This is a genomic window from Nitrospira sp. (assembly GCA_005116745.1).
Lineage (GTDB): Bacteria > Nitrospirota > Nitrospiria > Nitrospirales > Nitrospiraceae > Nitrospira_D.
This window is the reverse complement of the sequence record SWDS01000006.1, coordinates 625,001-648,611: the sequence shown is the minus strand read 5'-3', so window position 1 is coordinate 648,611 and position 23,611 is coordinate 625,001. Positions and strand designations below refer to the sequence as shown.

Below are 23,611 nucleotides of genomic sequence, written 5' to 3'. Positions count from 1 at the left end.
AGACTCAGGCCGCCTCACTCAATGTCGTCAGCGTCATCGTCTGATTGTGAAGATCACAGGTTCCTGTCGCAAACGGGGACAGCTCTCCGTAGGAGTAGAACCCAATCTGTCTGGTCCCTTTGGGAAGCACGTCCAGCGTCGCCTCAATTTCCTCTTCCGTTCGTCCCCCCAACACAAGACGCCGACCCACACAACTGATCGCAATTGCGAGGGTGCCGGGACCGCCATCCGTCGATAGCTTCGTGGAGGAGGCCGCTTCTGACGCACCTTGGACTAACCGATCGAAATTCGCCTTCATCAGCTGCGCGAGCGCCCCTTCCGGAATATCACCGGCGAAGGTCAGTGATTGTTCCCGCTCATCCACGGCCAAAATGGTTCGGACTAGACTCTTTGCATCTGATTCGTGAGAGCGCAACGCGAGCGGAAACAAGAGCCCCGTCGCTGGCAACCCAGCTGCTCGTTCGCCAAGATATTCCTTGTAGAGTTGGAGTGCAGGGCGGCCATCGAGCTCAAAGAGGATGTTTCCTTTCGATCTCGTCACACAACGCTCGGGGCCAAACCGATCCCATCCCCCCTTCGATCCATGTCCGATCTGAATGCGATCGCCATAAAAGCCAACGGCCGTCACAAAACCTGCTTGAGGTCGTCTGTCTTGCAGGACCCAGGTTCGTTGGAATCGGTCACCATCGCCGGCCAGTCCACCGGTCACCACAACGGACGGAGGTACCTTGGAATTTAATCCTCGAACCAGTTCACTCCCATTCACATGGAGCCCATCAGAAAGGACGAAGATGCCTTTCAATCGCGAATCGTTCAGCTGTCGGGCGATTTCCTGTCCGGCGTTGAACGAGTGGTCCGCGGACTGAACAGGCGCACTGGCTAGCCGAAGATCCGTATGATCAAATCGCACGATCGCGGCACTCACACTCTCATCAAAGATCTGTGTTCCCAAAATCTCCCCGGCAGTCGAGCATCCGATGACGATCGCTTCGCGATAGTCATCAGCCAGCTCGCTGAGAGGATCCGCTGAATCGAGAAAGCTGGAGGACCCGAACAGCAAGACCAGTGTCCGCCGAGAGTCAATACGGGGCCGGTTCTTGACGGACCAGTATTTCTTGCGATCATAACCAAAGGTATGAACTTCCATCGTATGTTCCCCTTTCGATCTTGGACTAGGCGGCAACCTGATCCCCCGGATCAACGTCCCGATTTGGTAGCCCCCTCACTGCTCGTTCACGGAGCCGGACCGTCAACCAACGGCGCAAGCCGCTTCCGAACGTTTCTTCTCCTGCACTCGTTCCTGCCCCATTCTAATCAACCTCTTGAAGATGGCTACACCCATGAGTCGTGGCCATTCGCAAATAAGGTTGCTCGGATAGATACGTCGACGTTCGTCGCATATCCCGCTTACAAGCGAAATCGCAAGCAAACCTACTCGGTACTTTTTCGGTTTTTAGATCACAAAACTTGATCGGAACGATGAAGCGGGTAATGACTAGCAACTACAACGTCGCCAGAAGGGACAATCAACCAGGTGGAGGAAAGTCACCCGCTGCTGCCCTGCCAAGAGGAGATCCAGTACAGGCAAACGGTCTATGTGTCACGCCTTAGACAGTAGCGCTTCAACCCGTTGAAGAAACTCTTCTGAACTGAACGGTTTGGCCAGAGCGTCGTGGGCTCCAAGCCCCATTGCCGCACGACACGTATCAATGCCCTCAATCAGATTGGCACAGATGGCGAGTATCCTCAGATGGGGAATGAGCCTGCAGGTAGATGATGATCTCGAGTCCATTCACTTTGGGCAGAGAGAGATCCAACACAACCAGCGCGAGCCGACCTCGTTCGATGCGCGCCAACCCCGCATACCCATCACCGGCTTCCTCGACCTGGTATCCCTTGTACTCAAGGACCTGGCGCATCCCCACCCGATGCTGCTGATCATACTCGACACCCAGTACGATCGACATAGATCCGTCCCTCACCCATGAAACGTAGACCACTGGGCACGGTGCTGAAGTTCGCGCACATAGAGGGCTGCGGCTTGCGCCCGCCGCGCAACCTGCAACTTTTTGAACATATTCGTCATATAATTCTTCACCGTCTTCGGAGATAACGCGAGTTCCACAGCGATTTCCTGGTTCGTTTTCCCGTCCGCCACAAGCGGCATCATGCGTTGCTCCTGTGGAGACAGCACGTGGAGCCTCGATTCTCGCAGGACGACTGTCTGATCGGCCATTTCCGAATGGACGGATGGTGCTCTTCCGGCAACAACGCGGATCGCGTGCAGCAGTTCAGTGCGGCTCATCTCTCTGAGCTCATACCAGTACGCACCTCGTTCAGCCACGGCATTGAACGCCGACGAGATGCAGGGCATCGTCGTCACCACGGTGATTCGTGTGTCATGGCGAACTTTGCACGGCTGGCGATAGGCTTCGGTCCAGAACCCGTCAAGGAGGTGAGGATCAATCAGCGCCACGTCCGCCTTACCTCGGCGGGAGTTCGACATCGTGCTGGCCGAGCTGTCGGCCTTTCCCACGACCACGAAATCCTCTTCCCCATCAAGCATGGCTCGCACACCAAGCCTGACGAGCTCTTGGCCATGGGCAATCAGCACTCGAATCGGATGCGATGCACGAGGATGACGTATGGCGATCTTGCGCGGCTCAATTGTCGATCGGCTAAACGGACGACCACGTGGTTTACCATTCATAGAGAATGCCCTTCAGCCCACGTAAACGTGTGGTTCAGCCATCACTCGCTTAGTGTTCCTCTTGGCTGCCCGCCACCCAGAAACCGCGGACGGAAATTATCAGAAGGGGTCTCGATCTGGAATCAGGTTTTGTCCTACAGCCATACGCGACATCATGAGATCTCTATTGCACAAGCTGGTGATCAATGGCGTAGCGGATCAGATCAGCGGTCGTTCCAAGGCGCAGCTTTTCGAGCAGCCGAGTTCGATACGTGCTCACAGTCTTGACACTGAGTTTCAACCGCGTGGCGGCCTGGGAGACGGTACGGCCCTTCGCCAAGAACGAGAGCACCTCCAACTCCCGAGGCGAGAGGTGAAGATGGGGCAGCATGTCGGCGATGGGTCTCCCGTTCTCGTCCATGACGCCATTCAACGCCTCAGTGATGTACCGGCCACCGGCAAGCACCACCTTCATCGCTTGAGATAGTTCTTCAGGCGCCGACTCTTTAGTGAGGTAACCAGATGCTCCCTGTTTCAACGCGAGTCCCACATAATGAGGATCTTCGTGGATTGACAGAATCACGCATTGGGTCTCGGGACGAATCTGTTTGATGTGTTTGAGCAAGGTCAGTCCGCTCTGGTCAGGAAGCGCAATGTCCAGGATCATCAGCTCCACCGGCTGTGCGCGCACGATGCGCATCGCCTCGTCTGCATTCGCAGCCTCGCGTACGATCGAAGAAGGATAGTGGTGCTCGATCAGCTGCCGGACGGCCCGCCGAAGAAGAGGATGGTCATCGATAATGAGGACACGCATACTGCCTTCTTCGTAGCCGGCATGGACTGACTCTCGTGGACAACCGTCAGTATGAGCTTACCCTTAGATAGGGAGCGTATATAGCAGACCGACACTCATTGGTATGTCCGTAGTCGTCCTACAGATCCCTGGATCGGATTCAATCTGTACGACTCAACGCCGGTGGAGCAGGTGGCATAGCCCCCTTGAATGGTGAGTACGTGGAGCTGCGCAAGACCGGCAAGACCTCAGCCCCGTAGCGGCCTGGCGGCTAGATCGTCAGGTGGTGCTCAATCGCGTAGTGAACGAGCTCAGCCGTCGTGCGGAACTCGAGTTTGGCGAGGAGTCTGGCGCGGTAGGTACTGATGGTCTTGACGCTGAGCGCCATCCCGCTGGCGATGCTCGAGACGGTCTTCCCCTGTCCGAGCAACCGCAAGACCTCCATCTCCCGGTCAGAGAGCAGGTCATGCGACGCAGCCAACTGGCCACTGTCGAGATAGGAGGCCAACTGGTTTGCCAGCAAACCGGTCATGTACCGCCGGCCCGCCATGACCTCTTTCACGGCCACCAGGAGTTCGGACGGTGCTTGGTCCTTGGTGAGATAGCCAGACGCACCGGCCTTCAAGGCGCGTACGGCAAACTCACGTTCTGGATACAGGCTGAGCATGAGAACCGGGAGCTTCGGCTGGAACAGCTTGACCTCTTTCAAGACTTCCAAACCATGCTTGTCCGGTAAGGCGACATCGAGGATGAGGAGATCCCATGGTTCACGGCAGACGGCTGCTACCGCCTCCGCCGCGTTCCCCACTTCCGCAATGGCCGAATAGGTGCCCTCATCAAGGAGGAGATCTCGAATGCCTCTGCGGACAATCGGATGGTCATCAACGATCAAACACTTACTTAACTTTGCCATGGCGACGTTTCTTTCTCGCAGTCGCTAAGATCGGAAGCCGTGACGGCACCGCAGCACCATCGCGCCTCGATGGAGCCTGGAGCAGAATACCAACGGTCACAGCCGTCTTGCCAGGTCTCGAATGGAGGTCCACCGTTCCACCTAACAGTTCAACCCGCTCCCGAATCCCTTGTAACCCAAACCGGCCCTTCGACGGAACCTTGCCGACCGTGAAGCCACAGCCGTCATCCTGCACGATCAACTTCGCCATTCCATCACTGCAACTGAGCGTGATCGTGACGGCGGTCGCCTTGGCGTGGCGGGTGACATTGGTCAGCAGTTCCTGCGCGATTCGGTAGATCGCACTTTCGACTTCGAGGCCACAACAGGCCTGGAAATTCACTCGGTCCGTCACAACGTGACAGCGCAGGCCGGACTGCTCTTGTATGTCGGTTGCTAGGCTCTCCAGAGCCGGCACAAGCCCCAATTTCTCTAACAACGATGGCCGGAGAGTCGAGACCATTCCTCTGAGAGATCCAAAGAGGCGATCAACCATGCTGAGCGCACGCATCACTCTCTCACGGACAACCTCAGCTGGAGCGATACGATTCTTGGCGAAGGTTGCGGCGATGCCGATGAGATCAAACTTCAGCCCGCTCAGGACCTGGCCGAACTCATCATGCAGCTCCCTCGCGAGTCTGTTCCGTTCCCGCTCTTCTGCCACTCGTACCTCTCGGCTCAAAATGTTGAGCCAGCGATACGACTCCCGCAGGGCCTCCTCCGTTCGTTTACGCCCGCTGATGTCCTCAACGACCGCTAGATGGAAACTCGGCTTCTCGCCGACCGCCCACATGGGCGAGACGGTCGTATTCACCCACACAGACGACCCATCGTTGCGGAACAACCGTTTCTCCATCGAGAACGAACGAATATCGCCCAACCTGAGCCGTCTCATGTTTTGGAGATCGACCTGCAGATGGTCCTCATTCGTGATTGCCATGAACGTAGTTGCCATTAATTCCGCTTTGGATAAGCCCACAATATCGCCATACTGTTGATTCACCAGGATGAATCGGCCTGTCACGGTTTCAATCTGTGCGATACCGGCGGCTGCCTGCTCAAAAATGGCACGGAACGTCGCCTCGCTTGAGCTGCGCTGCTTACGCGAGTGCGTACGGGTGCCGAGATGGGCGTTCGGTTCAATATGCCGCATGCAACACCTTGTCCACGTTTCGTACTTTTCTGTATAACCGTGGCAGTCGGAACGGATCAAGAGGTGAACGGCTAGCGGTCAGAACGGATCGGAACTCAGAGTGACGGCTGGGAGCCGTCAACCCCTCTGCATCTCACTATGGCCCTACTGCCATGCAGATGCAAGCACCCCTCTGCCGTCCCGCCAGTGAGGCGTCCAAGCGAGAGCCACGAGCTTCACGGCAATGTTGGCTTTGGTGGGTTTCATGGAGACGGAGTCGAGCTTTTCGGTCAGTGGATCGGTCGCTGCTGCTAACACGTCGCACTCTGACTTGAATTGTGCTTCAAGATCCGCAAGTTGTTGCTGAAGCGCAGCCACATTTTCTTCTGCCGCCCCGACATCTTTCGACTCTTTCATCACCCGGCCTGCGCTTCGAACCGCAGTGGTGGCGCGCCCGATGTTCGAAGCGCTGATGGTCTTCCGCCCGAGAAAGGCCCCGAGGATAGACGCTCCGACCGAAATCGCCGCTTGCACTTGGCTGGAGCGGGATTCAGCCTGCTGTTTTTCTTTCGCGAGTTCGGCCCGTCTGATCCGATCTTGAAGCGCGGTCATCTTCGACGCATATTTCTGGCGCAGCGCTTCGGCACCCTTGTCGCGTTGCTCCCGCCCGGCTTGCTGCAATCGAATCCGAAAATCTCGTTCAGACTCCTCCGGTTGAGAGACCACTTTGGTGCTCGGACTTCTAAACAACTCGACTTTTTGCGTCCTGAAGAGCCACCCCCCGAAATCCTTGTTCCACTCTGCATAACTCTTGGCCTTGCCTGCGCTCGCAGGCAAGGCAAGAAACTGTGCGCCCTCCTCTGGATTCTGTTCCAGATCGGCAACTGCCAAGTCCGCCGCTGTGGCCTTGTCCCAATCGACGGCAACAGGTCCATCCGCGATGGGAGCCAATACCGTCACATCCTGCATGCTATCGACGCCGCTCTTCGAATCGGAGAAGCGAGTTTGCGACGCCCCCAGTAACATCGGGACATAGACCAATTCGCTCCCTTCTGGCTTCGAGCCCCGTCGCGGCACAAAATGCTGGGGAACATCTGGAGGCAGCATGGGACGTGATTTCAGGGTTGAGGACTGTGTACTCAGTGCTGAGCGAGAAGTCTCAGTCCTCAGTCCTCGCTGCTCAGTCCTGTGGGGTTCCATCAGCGTCTTGATCTGCGTCCTGGTCAGCGGCCCACGGAGGTAGGACAGGCACCAGCGCGTCTCAAACACAACTGGTTCGTCCTCATGCACGTTATTCATCAGGAAGATCCGACTGCCGAGGCCAGCCAGCGTTTGCTCCATGCGGCCCCGATCGAACTTCTTCCCGGCGCTACTCGAAGCGCCTTCCAATCCCTCCAGCACACGAGCCTTGTCTCGTTCTGTCTGCAGTCGCCCAATAAACCAGGTGCCGGTGTTGGCCAGCCCTTTGTAGTCAAGATCGACGGGATTCTGCGTGGCAAGCACAACGCCAAGCCCGAATGCGCGAGCCTGCTTCAGCAAGGTCATCAACGGCAACTTCGAAGGCGGATTCGAGACCGGTGGGAAATAGCCGAAGATCTCGTCCATATAGAGCAGTGCGCGCAGGCTGGTCGTGCCCGATTGCGCTCTCATCCACCCGACCATTTGACTGAGTAACAGCGTCACGAAGAACATGCGCTCGGCATCATTCAAATGCGCGATGGAAAAGATCGCATGCCGTGGCTTTCCTGCCGGTGTATACATCAGCGACTGAATGTCCAGGGCTTCCCCCTCGAGCCAGGCCTGGAAGCCTGGTGCCGCCAAGAGATTGTTCAATTTCATCGCGAGGGCGAAGCGATCCTTCGATGGGAAGAATGAATCAACATCCATCACGCCGATCTTTGACACCGGCGGCGATTGGATGGCTTGGATCAATGACGCGAGATCAAGATCCTCTTCTTTCTTCCAGGTCTGATCGAGAATCGTGGACAGGAGAATATGCTCACGGCTCTGAATCGGATCGGCTTCGACCCCGAGCAAACCGAGCAGGCTCGTGACGGTCGTGCTAATACGCTCGCGCAGCAACTCCGCATCTTCTCGTACATCGGCAGCTGGGGCGGCGAACGATTTCAGGATGGAAACCGGCAACCCCGCGTTGCTGCCAGGGGTATATATCGCCACATCCGCTGCATCCCGCAGTCGCTGAATCCTAGCGCCATCCTGTTGCCAACCGGCCAAGCCCTTCGTCCAGAGTTCTGCTTGTGTCTGAGCGTAGTCTGCTGGTGACAAACCTTTTTTACGCGCGTCGTCTTCGTTGATCCAAGGTTGGAAGTCCTCGCCCTTGAGAGACGGGAACGTGAGCATCAAATTACCGAGATCGCCTTTGGGGTCGATGATAATGGCTGGGATGTTATCGATCGCCGCTTCTTCCAACAGAGCCAGACAGAGGCCTGTCTTGCCGCTGCCGGTCATGCCGACACAGACCGCATGCGTCACGAGATCTTTCGAGTCGTAGAGGAGCCATCCCGGCTTGGCCTGTTTGGCCGCGAGATCATAGGGCCGGCCCATATAAAAGACACCGAGCTTTTCGAAATCTTCCGCCGACCCGCCCACGGAGGGCTCAGTAGCGGCCTTCACCGAATCTGTTGTCTTCGCGGTTTCTCTCTTCTTCGTAGGCATCGCTCACCATTCTTTGAAGATTATGAGGACGGCGCCGGCCATCATGCCAAAGCCGACGAGATCATTCCATTTCAGTGGCTCTTTGAGGTACCACACCGAGAAGGCGCAACACACGACTAGAGTAATCACTTCCTGGATTGTTTTCAATTGGGCTGCCGTAAATTCTCAGCCCTGATGATCCATGAACGCTTCTACTGCAATCACGGATACACTGCTGCGGCTGGCGGACTCGCCGCTCAGTCAGTCAACGTACTCCGCCAGAGTACGCCTCCTTCCCTCGCGTCTCCACGCGCTCCCCCTCGCAACGTGTCTCCGTGATTTCGTAACGAACCGCCATGAATCACCAGGGCTCTTGCCCGATCTGATTCCCCGGCACTTGCAGGCACTACTCAAAAAGTACATTTCCCCAATTGGCCAGAGTCACGATCCACAAGGGCAAATCTTTGTACTTCAGATGCCCATACCAGGCAAACGTCATGAAGATGTTGGGGATGGTGAGCAACAAGGCTGTGTGCATAAGCCTCCTCTAGGCATTACGCCCTTGCCATTATCACATCCCGAGATCTGTCGCCGTACCCGATTTCCAAGCGCTGAGTTCAGTGCCCGGATGCAGTCGTTGCGCCAATGCCTGTCTCGGACCTCACCTGCTGAGCCAGAAACCCGCCACGGTCCTTTGCCGCCTGGCTGCTTCGGTCAAGAATCGAGAACAACCAGATACCCACGACGCCGATCGTCATCGAGAACAGCGCCGGTGAGGCGTACGGGAACAAGGCGCTGCCTTTTGGATAGGCCAAGGTAGCTTCCCACACCGAGGGTGATACGATCGTGAGCAGCACCGATGATATCAGTCCGAGAAAGCCTCCAATGACCGCGCCGCGGGTCGTGCAGTCTTTCCACAATACGGACATGAACAACACCGGGAAGTTGGCCGATGCCGCGATTGCGAATGCCAGAGACACCATAAACGCCACGTTCTGCTTCTCGAACACGATACCCAGCAACACGGCCAGAATGCCCAGCGCCACCGTGGTCATACGCGACACCCGCAACTCCGACGCACCGTCGGCCTTGCCGTCTTTGATCACCGTCGCATAGAGATCGTGCGACACCGCCGATGCACCCGACAGGGTGAGACCAGCCACGACCGCCAAGATAGTGGCGAATGCCACGGCCGAGATGAAGCCGAGAAACACATTGCCGCCAACCGCACTGGCCAGGTGTACCGCCGCCATATTGCTGCCACCCTTGAGCACACCGTTGGCATCAATGAATTCCGGGTTGGTCGACACAAAGGTGATTGCGCCGAAACCGATGATGAAGGTCAGCAGATAGAAATAGCCGATCCATCCGGTCGCCCACATCACAGACTTGCGCGCTTCCTTCGCGCTCGGGACCGTAAAAAATCGCATCAGGATGTGCGGCAGCCCGGCCGTCCCGAACATCAATGCCATGCCGAACGAAATCGCCGAGATCGGGTCCTTGACGAAGTTACCAGGTCCCATGATCGACTGCCCGGCCGCCGCCGCTTCCTCAGATGTCTTGCCAGCCGTCGTGGCCAGGCCGGCTTTGATCTCAACCGCGTTGGCAAACAGCGCCTCCAGGCTGAAGCCGAAATTCAGCAGCACCATGAACGCCATGAACGTTGCGCCGCCCAGCAGCAGGCAGGCCTTGATGATCTGCACCCATGTGGTTGCCGTCATGCCGCCGAACAACACGTACACCATCATCAGCGCGCCGACGATCACAATCGCAATCCAGTATTCGAGACCGAACAGGAGCTTGATCAACTGGCCGGCGCCGACCATTTGTGCGATCAGGTAGAATGCCACCACCACTAACGTGCCGGAGGCTGCAAAGATGCGGATTGGCGCCTGCTTGAACCGAAAAGCGGCGACATCGGCGAAGGTGAACTTGCCAAGATTGCGCAGGCGCTCGGCCATCAGGAACGTGAGGATGGGCCAGCCAACCAAAAATCCGATTGAATAGATCAGGCCGTCGTAGCCACTCGCCATGACCGCTGCCGAAATGCCCAGGAACGATGCCGCAGACATGTAGTCGCCGGCAATCGCCAGACCGTTCTGAAAACCCGTAATGCCTCCACCCGCTGTATAAAACGCAGCCGCCGATTTGGTTCGGGCCGCTGCCCATTTCGTGATGAACAGCGTGAGCAAGACAAACACACCGAACATGCAGATTGCCGTCCAATTGATCGTCTGCTTCTGTGTCTGGCCAGCATCCGGACCTGCGGCATACACCGATCCAGCAAGAACACACAGCGCCGCCACGGGCAGACCGAACCGCACCGCAGTGAGATACGTGCGCTGCAGACCGATCACTCCCGCACCTCTTTGGCGATGGCGTCGGACAACGCATCGAACTCGCGGTTCGCACGATTCACATAGTACGCGGTGATCGCGATTGTGAACACGATGAGGCCAAAGCCGATTGGAATACCCAGGGTCATCACGCCGGAGCCAAGCTTCTGCGACAGAACACTCTTGTTGAATGCCACCAGCAGAATGAAGCCGTAGTACGCAACCATCATCACCAGGGTTAGCCGCCAGCCGAAGCGGGTTCGCTTGGCTTTCAACGCCTGATAGTTCGGACTCTTCGCAATTCGCGTGACTAACTCAGCATCCACAGCGCTTCCTCGACATCATTGGTTCAAAACCGATCTTCAGCTCTGCACAGATATACCAATCGCTCGGGTAGAGGGCATTGTCACGTGAACGTGGCTCTGCTGCAAGAACACGACGATTTCTACGCGCCGCTCCGTTATTCATTCCCCATCGACGCGATCAGCCACACCTTCGCCGTCTTCTCACAGCGGGGAGAAACGGAATGTATGATTTTTCAGATGGCGCCGACCCGGCACACTAGACAGGGTATGAGGGCGCACGATGATCAGCGACAGGAACGACACTGCTGGACTTTTGGTGGGGAACAGGCGCCTTGCGGCGGAATCCAATCGTGAATCGGGACAGGCACCTCGACAGCCTACGGTCCGGCGGGAACCAGCCCCGATCACACCCCCGCTTCCCTCAATACCTGCCCCGTGTACGACCGCTTCGCCTTCGCAATCTCTTTCGGCGGCCCTTCGGCGACAATCTCACCGCCGCGATCTCCGCCCTCTGGCCCAAGGTCGATGATCCAATCCGCATTCTTGATGACGTCCAAATTATGTTCGATCACCAGCACCGTGTTCCCGGCTTGAACGAGTCGATCCAACACATCCAACAATCGCTGCACATCAGCAAAGTGCAGACCCGTTGTGGGCTCATCAAGGATGTACATCGTCCGCCCGGTCGCACGTTTGGAGAGTTCGCGCGACAGTTTCACGCGCTGGGCTTCCCCGCCGGAGAGTGTCGTCGCCGATTGGCCGAGCTTCACATAGTGCAAGCCGACATCGTGCAGGGTTTGGAGCTTCGTCTTAATCAACGGAATGTGTTCAAAGAATTCCAATGCATCGTCCACCGTCATGTTCAGGACATCGGCGATGCTCTTGCCCTTGTGAAGAATCTCCATCGTCTCACGGTTGTAGCGTTGGCCTTTACAGACTTCGCAGGTCACATAGACATCGGGCAGAAAATGCATTTCAATCTTGATGAGCCCGTCTCCCTGACAAGCCTCACACCGTCCACCCTTCACGTTAAAACTGTAACGTCCTGGCTTATAACCACGGACACGTGACTCTGGCAGATTGGAATAGAGATCGCGGATGTACCCGAACAGGCCAGTATAGGTGGCAGGATTCGACCGCGGTGTCCGCCCGATGGGCGATTGATCGATATCGATCACCTTGTCGAGCCCATCAACACCCCTGAGGTCTTTGCACCCATCGATCTTCGGCTTCTTGTGGTAGAGCAGTTGCGAGAGAGAATGGAAGAGCACCTCCAGTACCAGCGTACTTTTCCCTGATCCAGAGACCCCCGTCACGCAGGTGAACAGGCCCATCGGGATGCGCGCCGTGACGTTCTTTAGATTATGCTTTTGTGCCCCCACGACCGACAGTGTCCCTCTCGGCTTTCGATGCCGTTGAGGTACTGAGACGGTCTGAATTCCACGCAAGTATTGACCGGTCAATGAGTTGGCGTCGCCCATGATCTGCTGCGGCGTCCCTTGCGCGATGACATGCCCGCCCTGCGACCCCGCGCCTGGGCCCATATCCAAGACGTGGTCAGCCGCCATCATCGTCTCGGCATCATGCTCGACTACCACCACTGTATTGCCGAGATCTCGCAATCTAAGCAGGGTTTGCAATAATCGCCGATTGTCGCGCTGGTGGAGTCCGATCGACGGTTCGTCCAGGATGTACAACACCCCCACCAAGCCTGACCCGATCTGCGTGGCAAGCCTGATCCGTTGCCCTTCGCCGCCAGACAGCGTCGCTGCCGCCCGATCGAGCGTCAGATAGTCCAACCCCACATTAACGAGAAACCCTAACCGTTCGCGGATTTCTTTGAGGATCCGATGCGCAATCACGAGCTCACGGTCGGTAAACTTCAATGAGAGAAAAAAATCCACCGCTGCCCGAACGGAAAGCCTGGTCACCTCGGCGATCGACTGCTTCGCTAATTTGATGGACAGACTTTCTGGTCTGAGCCTGGCCCCCTGGCAGACTGTGCAGGGCTCCAGTAGCGTGAAGTCCTCTTCCTCCTGGCCACCTGGTGTCATGGCATAGCCGATGCCGTCACAAGCTGGACAAGCCCCGTGCGGGCTATTGAAGGAAAAGATTCTGGGCTCGACCTCCGGATAACTCACGCCACATTTGATACAAGCCAACCGGTCGCTGTAGAGCCTGGTCTGGCCATCGTCCGTCAATACGCCGACCAGCCCGCCGGTCAACTTGACTGATGTTTCGACAGAATCTGCCAGCCGCCGCAGGAGTGCCTCGCCGGATTTCATCACTAATCGATCGACGATGATCTCAATCGTGTGCTTCTTCTGTTTATCGAGTGTGAGATCTTCCCCAAGATCGACACTCTTGCCGTCAATACGCGCACGAACATAGCCCGCCTTTCGCATCTCCAGCAGTTCTTTCCGATATTCACCCTTTCGCCCACGCACGATCGGGGCAAGGATGTGGAACTTCATGCCTTCCGGCACTGAGGCAATCGCGTCCACCATCTGCTGCACGGTCTGTGCGGTAATCTCTTCTCCACATTGAAAACAGTAGGGGCGCCCAACGCGGGCAAAGAGGAGCCGGAGATAGTCGTAAATCTCTGTAACCGTGCCTACGGTAGATCTAGGATTGTGGCTGGTGCTCTTCTGTTCGATCGAGATCGCGGGAGACAAACCTTCAATCGAATCGACATCCGGCTTCCCCATCTGTTCGAGAAATTGCCGGGCATAGGCGGAGAGCGACTCGACATAGCGCCGCTGTCCTTCCGCATAGATCGTATCGAACGCAAGCGAGGACTTGCCTGACCCGCTCAAGCCGGTGATCACCACCAGCTTGTCGCGTGGAATTTCTACGTCGATGTTTTTGAGGTTATGCTCCCGCGCCCCTTTGATGACGATCGAATTTCCCATAGGCGCGGGATTATAGCATTCACGACATATTGTTGACACTATCGAACCGTACGTCTAGTATACGTACGACACAAGCGGAGACAATATGCCCAAGGTCGCACTAAAAAAAGAAAAGTGGACGCTCTCATTCGATCCGGCGTTAAAAAGCGCGGTCGTCAAAGCTGCCAAGCGTCGAGGCGTGTATCCAGTCACGTTGCTGGAAGGCCTTGTGAGGGAAAAATTCAGCCCGTACGGGCACACCGATGTCGACGACAGCGCCGCCTATGTGAGCGCGCTGCGAAAGCAAGGACGCAAGCAATCTGACGAGGCATTTCTGGATGAGATTGTGGCATGGCAAAAATCTCAGTCCTCGTAGACACCGACATTTTCATTGATTATTTCAACACCGGCCGATTCCATGCATTGTTCGATTCCAGCCGTTTCACGGTCTACTATTCAGCCATCACAAAAAAAGAGCTCCTGACCAAGCCTGGTCTCCGCGACAACGAACGCGCCGCTATTCTGGCCGAATTGGCCCAATGCCGTCTCATCGCTCTCTCCGATTCCATCACCACACGATACTCTGACCTTCGCCGCCGGCACCCAGCACTTGAGAAAGGGGATGCCCTCATTGCCGCCACCGCCCTTGTCAAGCACCTTCCCCTGATGACACGAAACAAACGTCACTTTCAGATCGTGCCCGGCTTGATCCTATTTGGGGAATAAGACTCGTGGACTATGACCGTCTGCGGAATCTGCGGCGGGTTCCATCGAGGGCTTCACCCCAGCGGATCAGAAAGGCCGTGACAAACTCATGCGCCTCTGCGGGCGGCACAGCCAGACGAGCCAATGCTAACGCGACCGCAAGCGCAATGTGATACCCCTCCGAACGAGACGCCACGGCACGCCGATACGCGGGATGCGCGTCGTTGATGACGACGGTGGACTCGACGAGACGGCCAAGATCCGGATCTCCCTCATGCGACTCGAACCGAATGGTGAGCCCGTACCGACCTGGTCGAGACCGCGCTTTGGCACCCGGCACGACCGCCGCGCCGGGCGATGACTCCGACTCACGTTGCGCTGCGCCTTGCGTGCCCTCCCCCGGTGGCTGAATTGTGCATGGTTCCTGTGGCGTGGTCGGAGGAGTGCCGGTGTCTTCAGACACCTCGGCGTCACCCATAATTGATGCAGCAAGCAGCCCCTGGCCGCTCTCCGCTGCCTCCGACCGTCCGATCGGCAACCGCTTCTGGCCACCTGCCCGGTGTTCAACCAAGGACGCCAGCAGGGGAAACTCCTCGGCCAGATCCACCAAGACCGTTTCCAAATCACGCTCCAGTGGCCGCATGGTTCGTCGGCCGGGTTTGTCGTCCGGTTCGCGAACATCTCCCCACTGAGTCAACCGTTGAGAGACCGCCTCTTGAATGGCCTTTCGATACCCCAGGTACAACGCGCCTCTGGCGCCGACACGGACGAAATCTCCCTTGTTCAACGTCAGCGCCGCAGCCAGCGCTGGCGCTTCGATCATCCCGACAATTCTCTCGGGTGCAGCCGGTGTAATCCCCAACCAGTCCCACCCGTGCTTGATGACTTTGCCAAACGTGCTGATCGCCAGTCCTCGCTGATCTTCAGGAAGCGGAGACTCGCTTCGAACCAAATAGCCGACGGCTACCGGCTTCCGTTTTCTTGCAAGACAGACCGCAAGCTTCGAGACATCCATGCCATGAGCCGACTGACGCTCCAGAACACGCCCGTTGACCTCAAACTGGAAACCTTTCGGGTAGTAGGCGACAAGCACCTCATCGAACTCGGGCTGAAGCAATGGTTGATACTGTCTGCGTAAGACCCCCTCAAGATATCCTTCATCCAGGAGGGGTGAGAGCGCGTTCTGAAGTTTCAGTTGCACCGCGGTGCCGTGATCGGTCACCAATCCAGGCGGAGGAATCCATCTCCACGGTGCCTTGTGCCGCCCAGCGAGGTGCCAACGGCTTGCCACATGTTCCTTACCGCGCCGAGTTTCCGTGACGACATCTTCACAGACGAGTAGACCAAGTTTGATTCCGACCCCCGCGAAACCGATGCCCTGTCCGCGCGTCTTCGTGCTGGCAGCCAGGTCGTGATACCGTACGAGATCCCGCCGCCTCATGCCCGACCCGTCATCGACGATGGTCAGTGTCAATGCCGCGGGATCCGCGATAAACCTGAGACCGGTCGCGCCGGAGTCAAGCGAATTGGCCACCACTTCGGTCAGAATCGTTTCTTCCAGCGCGCCCGGATAGGCATCGCGCAGGTCTTCGAGTAAATGCTGCAGATCAACGCGCGTTTCACCCAAGAGAATCTCCTTGAGCGGATACGAATGATAGTTAAGGGCACAGTATTACTAGCTGCACCCTACAGATCAAGTGTGATCACAAGACCATCACTGCCTTGCTCTTCTTGAGCCAGGTTCCCGCTCTCGATCATGCGGAAGAACTTTGTCCATCCCCTCCCCCTGCCACTGCATCGACCACGATGACGGAAATGATGGCCTGACAACAAGTCCGTTCATCCTGCAGCGTCTGCCAGAGGGTTGCCCCCTTGATAAAACTTCTCTTGCGAGGAGACACGGAGCCCCTTCTTCTCGAGCCAGTTCTCTCGTTAGACTCGTTCGAGCCGAAACTCCGACGAGACGGCGCTGAGGAAGACATGAAATTGGGTAGGCAAGGTCATGACCGGCATCTCTCGACAACAGCGGAGTTTGTGCGGAAGCCGCAGGACTATAACAAATGGTGTCGCGACTGGCTACCTTGACAAAGCTTGAAACCGGGTGCTACCACCGTCAAATGGTGGGAACAGACCCTCGTCCATTGATACAGGATTCTAAGGCCCCGGCGAAGGAGGTATCCACCTGGTCCGGCCAGGCCCGAGAAGATGCCGTCCAGCGGATGTTCACCTCGATTGCCGGCGCCTACGACCTGAATAACACACTGTTAAGTTTCGGCCTGCATTATCACTGGAAGAAGATTACCGCGTCCTTCATTACGCCCGTCGGACGGGGGATCGCACTCGATGTCGGATCCGGTACGGCCGACCTCGCCCTTCTACTCGAATCTCGAATGGGACCCAAGGGACGTGTGATCGCGTCAGACCTGAACTATGCGATGCTGGCCGAAGGCCTCAAGAAGATCGGTGGCAAAGGACTCACCGACAAAGTCACCTGCTTGCAGGCCAGCGCGGAACATCTGGGATTCGGGGACAACACCTTCGACGCAGTCACCACAGGCTTTTGCATGCGCAACGTCGGGGATTTACCAGGTGCCGTGCGAGAAATTCGCCGTGTCATGAAACCCGGTGGGCGCTTTGTGTGTTTGGAGTTTTCGCGTCCGGTATTCGGTTGGTTACGAACCTTGTATGATTGGTATTCGTTCAAACTGCTACCCTGGGTCGGTACCATCGTCGCCCGTGATCGCACCGGCGTCTACGAGTACCTTCCCGCGTCCATCCGGACATTTCCCGACCAAGAACGGTTATGCCAAGTCCTACGCGATGCCGGGTTTCGTCAGGTGTCGTACAAGAACCTCAGCGGCGGCATTGTCGCAATCCACGTCGCCACGAAATGAGAGTGCTCGCGTTAACAAGGTAACAAGTCATCAGATTTTTAAGGTTCACACGCGCTCACCTTTCAACCTAATAGCGTCTCGACCATGACTTCGATTCTCTACATCTTCCTCCCCTGCAAGATGGTCTATCCCATTGGGATCACCTACTTGGCGGATTTCATCCACCGGCGAAAACCGGATGTACGTCAACGTATTCTCGATCTCTCCTTGTTTCCAGTCGCACAGCGCAGCCAAGCCATTCGCGACGCCGCGACGGAGTTCACGCCTGACCTGGTCTGCTTCTCATGGCGAGACATTCAAATCTTTTCACCGCATGAGGGCGATTCGTCGTTAGAGCATGCGTTTAATTTCTATTTTGCCAGCAACCCGTTCAAGCGAATCACCGCCTCCATCGCAGGCGTCAAGCAGCTCTATCGCTATTACAATCACATCTATACGATCCTGTCGTACCCGGCGCTGATCCGCAAGGAGTTCCCCAAATCCCAGATCATGATCGGCGGTGGAGCCTTTACGGCGTTTGCCGATCAGTTGATCGAAAAACTCCCGGAAGGCACAATCGGCATCCTTGGCGAAGGGGAAGACGCCATCCTGAAGGTCATTGAAGGCCGCTCGATTGAAGATGAGCGGTACATTATCAAAGAAGGTAACCAGATCCGAAAAGGCCAGCAGGGTTCCCCCGCGCTGTTAGATGCGCTCACGGTCGATCTGCCCTATCTCACCTCGATCTTCCCTCAATATGGGGAATATATCGGTGAATCGATCGGTGTGCAGTCCAAGCGAGGCTGCCCATATGACTGCGCCTTCTGCCTCTATCCCTACATTGAAGGCAAACGAGTGCGGTACCGTCCACCGGAGATGGTCGTCAAAGATATTTCGCAGCATTACCATCAGTGGGGTGCCCGTCGTTTCTGGTTCACAGATGCCCAATTCATTACGGGCAAGGAAGCCTATCCGCAATGTACGGAAATCCTTGAGCGAATTGTGGCGGAAAAACTCGAGATCGAGTGGTCAGGCTACATTAGAACCTCATTGATTACCCCTGAGTTTGCCAAGCTGATGGTCCGTTCAGGGGTCGGCGACTTGGAGGTGGCCATCACCTCCGGTTCACAGGAGGTTCTGAACAATCTGCACATGGGATTCAAGCTGGAACGCTTGTACGATGGCTGCCGCTATTTGGCAGAGGCCGGCTTCAAGGGCAAGGTTATCCTCAACTATTCCCTCAATAGCCCTAAGGAGACGGAAGAGAGCCTGCTTCAAAGCGTCGAATCCTACAAGATGGTGGCCTCGATTCTTGGCGAAGAGCGTGTGTTTCCATTGATGTTTTTCTTAGGCATCCAACCGAATACCGACCTGGAACAACGCCTACTGGAAGAGGGGTATTTGTCGGCTGGCTATAACCCTTTGATGTTGACGCCGAGCAGTATCAAGAAGCTTCTCTATAACCCTGCCCCTCTCAACAAGATTATCGCCAAGGCTTGTCTCCGCGCCTGGGAACGGAAGCAAGGTAGCCGAGATCCCCGTCGATGGACCGGATCCCTGTCCCAGTCATCGGGAGAACCGGCCTATGCCGACCAAAACCTGAGCAGAGGGATCGAAGGCAATTCCGGACGGGACGCCTTGCTTTCGATCGAGGAAATCATCCGTTCCAGCAGACCAACCCCCTCGCCTTCACAGATGGCTGAACCAAGAGCCACCTCTACCAGGTGAACAGGCGTCATACCTCCTTCATTGACCACAAATGCACCTTCTTTACACTCAACATGTCCCTCCTGATACCTTGCATTCCCGTTTGAGCCAGTGCTATCATCCCGCATCTTTGGAGGCGTTGTTAGCACGTTAATCATTCTTATTTTCATACAATTACGACTCCTCTCCTCTGACCAATTCGCGCCTTAAGGAGGCGCCTCAATGTATAAGACAATCTATATCCCGGTCGATAATTCAGACCACTCCAATACAGCCGTTGATGTCGGCGTTCATTTGGCAAAAACCTTCGGTTCGAAGATCGTAGGGAGCCATGTCTACGCGGCGAAGATGCATGATAAACGCTTCAAGCAGATGGAAGCGGGCCTCCCGGAGGAATACCATGACGAGAAAGAACTTGACCGTCAGCGCCAGATCCACGACTCGCTGATTACCCGAGGACTCCAAATCATCACTGACTCCTACCTCGACTACGTCGACAAGAAATGTAACGAAGCGAATCTCCCCATTGAACGGCGATCGCTCGAAGGACGGAACTGGAAGGTGCTGGCCGAGGACATCAACACCAACGGGTATGACCTCGTCATCATGGGCGCGTTGGGGGTCGGAGCGGTCAAAGACAGCGTCATCGGCAGCAACACAGAGCGCGTGGTCCGCCGGGTCCGTAACTCCGACATGCTGATCATTAAGAACGTTCAGCCACTAACCGGCGGAAAGATCGTCGTGGCTGTTGACGGTAGCCCCTACTCGTTTGGCGGACTGATGACCGGCTTAGCGCTCGGCAAGGCCTTCAATATGCCGGTGGAGGCGATTGCGGCCTTTGATCCCTACTTCCACTACGCGGCATTCCACAGCATTTCAGGTGTTCTGAACGAAGAAGCCGGTAAAGTCTTTCGTTTTAAGGAGCAAGAAAAGCTGCACGAAGAAATTATCGACAGCGGCTTGGCTAAAATCTACCAGTCTCATTTGGACATTTCCCGCGAAATCGCCCAGGCCGAGCAAACAGATGTGAAAACGACATTGCTGGACGGAAAAGCATTCGAAAAAATTATTCAGTACGTCCGGAAAGATGTCCCGGCCTTGCTCATCGTCGGGCGCATCGGCGTCCATAGCGACGAGGACATGGACGTCGGCAGCAACACCGAGAATCTGTTGAGGAGCGCCCCCTGTAATGTGCTGATCTCCAACCGCAAGTACGTGCCTCCGATCGATACCCAGGCCGAGTACACCATTGCCTGGACAGAAGAAGCGCTGCGGCGGATGGAAAAAATCCCGGTCTTCGCGCGCGGCGTGGCAAAGACGGCTATTCATCGGTATGCCATCGAAAAAGGGCATACCATCATCAGTAATACCGTCGTTGACACCGCGATCGGACACATTCTTCCAAAAGGTGCCATGGACGCTATGCGCGCCCTTGGCGGCAGTTTGGACGCAGCGGGTATCGACCGTGACAAGATGCAAGCCGATGAGGGCGTGACCAAAGATCTCATGGGTCCGACATTGAGTGGAATCATGACCCAGATCGTTGAGGAGAAACCCAAAGAGATCAGCGCCTCCACACAGGCCTACCTAGACCGCATGGGGCAAACCTATTTCGTCTGTGACGGCTGCGGCTACATCGGGAAGGGAGACAGCCCGGTCAAATGTCCGGTGTGCAGTGCGGATGGGACGAAATTCAAACAGGTCGATAAGAAGATTTTTGAAGTAGCCGCGACAACTGAAGGTGAATTGGAAACGGACGTGGCCTACGACGACGTGCCAATGCAATGGACCAAGGATGCAAAAGAAGCGATCCGTGCCGTCCCTGCTGGTTTCCAACGGAGACGTGCGAAGGCCAGGATTGAAAAGAGCGCACGGAAATTAGGCATGACGACCATCACGCTTGAATATGCGGCGCCGACCATTCAAGAGGCCGCATCCGAAGACTATACGCCAATTTTCTCCAACAAAGGCACCGGTACCTCGCCGATAGCAGAAGCCACCGTTGCAGCGTCAAACGGGAATGAGGCGAATGGTCATGTCGAAGCCGCCTCGCCCTACACCTGGACGGACGACGCACAAGCCAGATTGGATCGAGCTCCGGAAGGCTTCATGCGGGATTGCACCAGATCGCTCATTCTCAAGCATGCCGAGAAAATCGGTGCGACTCTGATCACGATTGAGGTCGCCGATGAAGGGATCGAGCAGGCAAAGGGGTATATGGCCGAAGCGATGAAGACTGGTAATCTCAAGGACATGATTGCCGACCTCACCGGAAAAGGACGCGGATAAGTTTCACGTGCTGAGTTTTTGGTGCTGGCCCCCAGCGCCTTCCTCTGACGAATCTTCGTTCTCAGCACCCGATACAATACACCATGGGTAAATCTCTTCCTATCTTCAATGGTCCTTCAGGTGTCTTGGGCTCTTTACAGCAACAAATTGCCCAGTTCTTCACCCCCACTCCAAAGGGGGAAGGACCGTTTGATGGCCGGACGGTTGACGACTTCAAGCCCTACCTCGTTGCGCTGAACCTGACCAAGCGTTGCAACCTCAAATGCAATCACTGTTATCTCGATGCGACGACCAAAGCAGCCGGTGGGGACGACGAGCTGAGCACCGAAGAGTGCTATCGGCTCATTGAACAGATCGCAGAAGTGAATAAGGGGTGTCTTCTCGTCATTACTGGTGGCGAACCACTAGTGCGTCCTGACATTCTCGACATTGCTCGTTACGCCGTTAAACTTGGCTTTATGGTGGTCTTCGGCACAAACGGGATGCTGATCGATGACCAGATGGCCAAAACGCTTGTAGAAATTGGCGTGATGGGAGTTGGCATCAGCATTGATTCACTGGACGCCGTAAAACACAATACGTTCCGTGGCGTTCCAGGAGCGTGGGAAGCGGCAGTATCCGGCATTGAAGCCAGCAAGCGGAATGGCCTCCAATTTCAAGTGCATTTCAGTGCTCAGCCGATGAACTATCGGGAGCTGCCTGAGGTCATTGACTGGGCGCACCGACTTGGCGCCCGCGTCATGAACGTGTTCTTTATGGTGTGTACGGGACGAGGCGAAGAGCTGACAGATATCACTCCCGCTCAATATGAAGAGGTCCTTGGCTACCTCGTTGAATGCCAAGATAATTACAAAGGCATGTTGGTCCGTGCCCGTTGCGCTCCGCACTTCAAGCGGCTGGCCTATGAGAAAGACCCTAACTCCCCGATCACGAAGGCGACCGGATATATGGGGGGAGGATGCCTGGCAGGCACCAACTATGCCAGAGTGACGCCGAACGGTGAGTTAACCCCTTGTCCCTATATGCCATTGTCGGCAGGGAATATCCGTCAACAGAGCTTCGTTGATCTCTGGGAACGATCGGATATCTTCAACTCCTTTCGCTATCCCCAACTCAAGGGGAAATGTGGTGACTGCGAATATACTGACATCTGCGGGGGGTGCCGCGCCCGCCCCTATGTCGACCACGGCGACTGGCTGGATGAAGATCAGTGGTGCCTCTACACCCCGAAAGGCGGCGAGAAAATTAAAGTGGCGTTCAATGTCACGGAAGAGACCGATGTCGCGTGGGACGATGCGTCTGCTCTCCGATTGAGCCGTATTCCCTACTTCCTACGTGCGATGGTGAAGAAAGGCGTGGAAAAGCACGCCCGTGAAAACAATGTACCGCTTATCACCGTTGAACTCATGGAAGAGCTACGCAAAAAGCGATTCGGCAATGACGCACCTGTCTTTAACTTTGACGTAACGGGTAAGGGATAAGGCGTCAGGGATGAAGACCTATAGGCCCATCCTCAACGCCCCCACACTCCTTACGACTCTCTTCTGACTGGTTTTCAAATGGACGCGCTCCAAAGTATCACCACCGATCTCAACACTCTCATACCGATCGTCAATCACTGGTTTCATCTACTTTCAGCAATCATTTGGATCGGCGGCTTGGCATTTCTCGTTATGGCGGTGACACCCGGACTGGAGAAAGCCGTTCCGAAGAATCAGATCAAACCCATCACGGATATTTTTTACCGTCACTACAAGAAAGTCGCTGGCATTCTCGTAGTCGTCCTACTATTCACCGGCGGTGTGAATCTCCACTACGTCAATCAGGTCATCACTTCACAAACGGGAAGCGGGATCCAGTACCACTCCAAGTACCTCATCGTCTTCATGATTAAGCTTCTTCTTGTGCTGGGGCTTCTCACACTGTTCCTCTACACCGTCATTTTTAAGTCAGACGATGAAGCCGATGAGGGAGAATCCTACGAGGTTATTCCCTTCCAACGCGCCGCCCTGTGGATGGGATTCTTCATTATCCTCTGCGCCGCCGCTATGAAGCACCTGCATCAATAATTCTGCATCCTGTCCCTGAACATTCCCGAGACAGTTCGCCGTCTCACATGAGACAGCTACTGTATCACCTCGATACAGTTCAGCACGTCATACGATCAAGCATTTTCAAAACATACACATATAATCATATACTTATCATCTCATATCTTAGCCAAACATACGGGAATGGACGTTGCTTAACCTATTGGCAAGAGTCATGGAGCCTTGTGGGTTAT

At 55.8% G+C, this 23,611-nt stretch carries 19 protein-coding genes and 1 pseudogene; 7 read left to right on the top strand and 13 right to left on the bottom strand.

The features are described 5' to 3' along the window. Nucleotides 1-4: 4 nt before the first annotated feature. The 12 genes and pseudogenes from E8D52_08840 to uvrA form a co-directional block, all read right to left on the bottom strand. Nucleotides 5-1,147 (bottom strand): hypothetical protein, encoded by a 1,143-nt coding sequence (locus E8D52_08840; GenBank protein TKB69068.1) that lies wholly within the window; start codon nt 1,145-1,147, stop codon nt 5-7. A gap of 568 nt (nt 1,148-1,715) precedes the next feature. Beyond that, nucleotides 1,716-1,967 (bottom strand): response regulator, encoded by a 252-nt coding sequence (locus E8D52_08835; protein ID TKB69067.1) that lies wholly within the window; start codon nt 1,965-1,967, stop codon nt 1,716-1,718. An 11-nt stretch (nt 1,968-1,978) separates the two neighbouring features. Next, a complete protein-coding gene (locus tag E8D52_08830) occupies nt 1,979-2,710 on the bottom strand; it encodes a response regulator transcription factor (GenBank protein TKB69066.1) in 732 nt (243 codons plus the stop codon). Nucleotides 2,711-2,873: 163 nt separating this feature from the next. After that, nucleotides 2,874-3,503: a response regulator transcription factor gene (locus E8D52_08825; protein ID TKB69065.1), complete on the bottom strand. Its 630-nt coding sequence runs from the start codon at nt 3,501-3,503 to the stop codon at nt 2,874-2,876. 250 nt (nt 3,504-3,753) lie between these two features. After that, nucleotides 3,754-4,395 (bottom strand): response regulator transcription factor, encoded by a 642-nt coding sequence (locus E8D52_08820; GenBank protein ID TKB69064.1) that lies wholly within the window; start codon nt 4,393-4,395, stop codon nt 3,754-3,756. Then, a complete protein-coding gene (locus E8D52_08815; protein TKB69063.1) occupies nt 4,379-5,587 on the bottom strand; it encodes a PAS domain S-box protein in 1,209 nt (402 codons plus the stop codon). Before E8D52_08815 ends, E8D52_08820 begins: the two co-directional genes overlap by 17 nt. A gap of 144 nt (nt 5,588-5,731) precedes the next feature. Next, complete coding sequence (locus E8D52_08810) at nt 5,732-8,200, bottom strand: ATP-binding protein (protein TKB69455.1); 2,469 nt, start codon at nt 8,198-8,200, stop codon at nt 5,732-5,734. Nucleotides 8,201-8,245: 45 nt separating this feature from the next. Then, nucleotides 8,246-8,425 (bottom strand): annotated as a pseudogene (locus E8D52_08805) (transmembrane signal peptide protein). 202 nt (nt 8,426-8,627) lie between these two features. Then, on the bottom strand, nt 8,628-8,759 hold the full coding sequence (locus E8D52_08800) for a hypothetical protein (GenBank protein TKB69062.1): 132 nt from the start codon (nt 8,757-8,759) through the stop codon (nt 8,628-8,630). A 79-nt stretch (nt 8,760-8,838) separates the two neighbouring features. Continuing rightward, nucleotides 8,839-10,545 (bottom strand): cation acetate symporter, encoded by a 1,707-nt coding sequence (locus E8D52_08795; protein ID TKB69454.1) that lies wholly within the window; start codon nt 10,543-10,545, stop codon nt 8,839-8,841. Nucleotides 10,546-10,574: 29 nt separating this feature from the next. Further along, complete coding sequence (locus tag E8D52_08790; GenBank protein TKB69061.1) at nt 10,575-10,883, bottom strand: DUF485 domain-containing protein; 309 nt, start codon at nt 10,881-10,883, stop codon at nt 10,575-10,577. Nucleotides 10,884-11,266: 383 nt separating this feature from the next. Next, nucleotides 11,267-13,774, bottom strand: a complete 2,508-nt coding sequence (uvrA, locus tag E8D52_08785) for an excinuclease ABC subunit A (GenBank protein ID TKB69060.1) — start codon at nt 13,772-13,774, stop codon at nt 11,267-11,269. Between the two features lie 85 nt (nt 13,775-13,859). Here uvrA and E8D52_08780 point away from each other — a divergent pair, with 85 nt between their 5' ends. After that, nucleotides 13,860-14,129 carry a hypothetical protein gene (locus E8D52_08780; protein ID TKB69059.1) on the top strand — a complete coding sequence of 90 codons (270 nt, stop codon included), beginning with the start codon at nt 13,860-13,862 and terminating at the stop codon, nt 14,127-14,129. Continuing rightward, nucleotides 14,105-14,479, top strand: coding sequence for a type II toxin-antitoxin system VapC family toxin (locus E8D52_08775; protein ID TKB69058.1), 375 nt, complete (start codon nt 14,105-14,107; stop codon nt 14,477-14,479). The genes E8D52_08780 and E8D52_08775 overlap by 25 nt, the downstream gene beginning before the upstream one ends. A gap of 10 nt (nt 14,480-14,489) precedes the next feature. On the opposite strand, the gene E8D52_08770 is transcribed toward E8D52_08775, so the two are convergent. Further along, a complete protein-coding gene (locus E8D52_08770; GenBank protein ID TKB69057.1) occupies nt 14,490-16,091 on the bottom strand; it encodes a hypothetical protein in 1,602 nt (533 codons plus the stop codon). A gap of 484 nt (nt 16,092-16,575) precedes the next feature. On the opposite strand from E8D52_08770, the gene E8D52_08765 reads away from it, so the two are divergent. The 5 genes from E8D52_08765 (at nt 16,576) to E8D52_08745 (ending at nt 23,396) form a co-directional block, all read left to right on the top strand. Next, nucleotides 16,576-17,352 (top strand): class I SAM-dependent methyltransferase, encoded by a 777-nt coding sequence (locus E8D52_08765; protein TKB69453.1) that lies wholly within the window; start codon nt 16,576-16,578, stop codon nt 17,350-17,352. An 84-nt stretch (nt 17,353-17,436) separates the two neighbouring features. Then, nucleotides 17,437-19,059, top strand: a complete 1,623-nt coding sequence (locus tag E8D52_08760) for a radical SAM protein (GenBank protein ID TKB69056.1) — start codon at nt 17,437-17,439, stop codon at nt 19,057-19,059. Nucleotides 19,060-19,260: 201 nt separating this feature from the next. Further along, complete coding sequence (locus E8D52_08755; protein TKB69055.1) at nt 19,261-21,327, top strand: universal stress protein UspA; 2,067 nt, start codon at nt 19,261-19,263, stop codon at nt 21,325-21,327. A gap of 83 nt (nt 21,328-21,410) precedes the next feature. Next, nucleotides 21,411-22,808, top strand: a complete 1,398-nt coding sequence (locus tag E8D52_08750) for a radical SAM protein (GenBank protein TKB69054.1) — start codon at nt 21,411-21,413, stop codon at nt 22,806-22,808. 78 nt (nt 22,809-22,886) lie between these two features. Then, nucleotides 22,887-23,396 (top strand): hypothetical protein, encoded by a 510-nt coding sequence (locus E8D52_08745; GenBank protein ID TKB69053.1) that lies wholly within the window; start codon nt 22,887-22,889, stop codon nt 23,394-23,396. The last annotated feature ends 215 nt before the right edge of the window (nt 23,397-23,611 follow it).

Excerpts from the sequence above, each read along its gene's own strand:
- E8D52_08765 (TKB69453.1), top strand. The coding sequence starts at position 16,576 with ATGGTGGGAACAGACCCTCGTCCATTGATACAGGATTCTAAGGCCCCG.
- E8D52_08750 (TKB69054.1), top strand. The coding sequence starts at position 21,411 with ATGGGTAAATCTCTTCCTATCTTCAATGGTCCTTCAGGTGTCTTGGGC.
- E8D52_08745 (TKB69053.1), top strand. The coding sequence starts at position 22,887 with ATGGACGCGCTCCAAAGTATCACCACCGATCTCAACACTCTCATACCG.
- E8D52_08775 (TKB69058.1), top strand. The coding sequence starts at position 14,105 with ATGGCAAAAATCTCAGTCCTCGTAGACACCGACATTTTCATTGATTAT.
- E8D52_08800 (TKB69062.1), bottom strand. The coding sequence starts at position 8,759 with ATGCACACAGCCTTGTTGCTCACCATCCCCAACATCTTCATGACGTTT.
- E8D52_08830 (TKB69066.1), bottom strand. The coding sequence starts at position 2,710 with ATGAATGGTAAACCACGTGGTCGTCCGTTTAGCCGATCGACAATTGAG.
- E8D52_08760 (TKB69056.1), top strand. The coding sequence starts at position 17,437 with ATGACTTCGATTCTCTACATCTTCCTCCCCTGCAAGATGGTCTATCCC.
- E8D52_08825 (TKB69065.1), bottom strand. The coding sequence starts at position 3,503 with ATGCGTGTCCTCATTATCGATGACCATCCTCTTCTTCGGCGGGCCGTC.
- E8D52_08835 (TKB69067.1), bottom strand. The coding sequence starts at position 1,967 with ATGTCGATCGTACTGGGTGTCGAGTATGATCAGCAGCATCGGGTGGGG.
- uvrA (TKB69060.1), bottom strand. The coding sequence starts at position 13,774 with ATGGGAAATTCGATCGTCATCAAAGGGGCGCGGGAGCATAACCTCAAA.
- E8D52_08820 (TKB69064.1), bottom strand. The coding sequence starts at position 4,395 with ATGGCAAAGTTAAGTAAGTGTTTGATCGTTGATGACCATCCGATTGTC.
- E8D52_08780 (TKB69059.1), top strand. The coding sequence starts at position 13,860 with ATGCCCAAGGTCGCACTAAAAAAAGAAAAGTGGACGCTCTCATTCGAT.
- E8D52_08755 (TKB69055.1), top strand. The coding sequence starts at position 19,261 with ATGTATAAGACAATCTATATCCCGGTCGATAATTCAGACCACTCCAAT.
- E8D52_08840 (TKB69068.1), bottom strand. The coding sequence starts at position 1,147 with ATGGAAGTTCATACCTTTGGTTATGATCGCAAGAAATACTGGTCCGTC.
- E8D52_08815 (TKB69063.1), bottom strand. The coding sequence starts at position 5,587 with ATGCGGCATATTGAACCGAACGCCCATCTCGGCACCCGTACGCACTCG.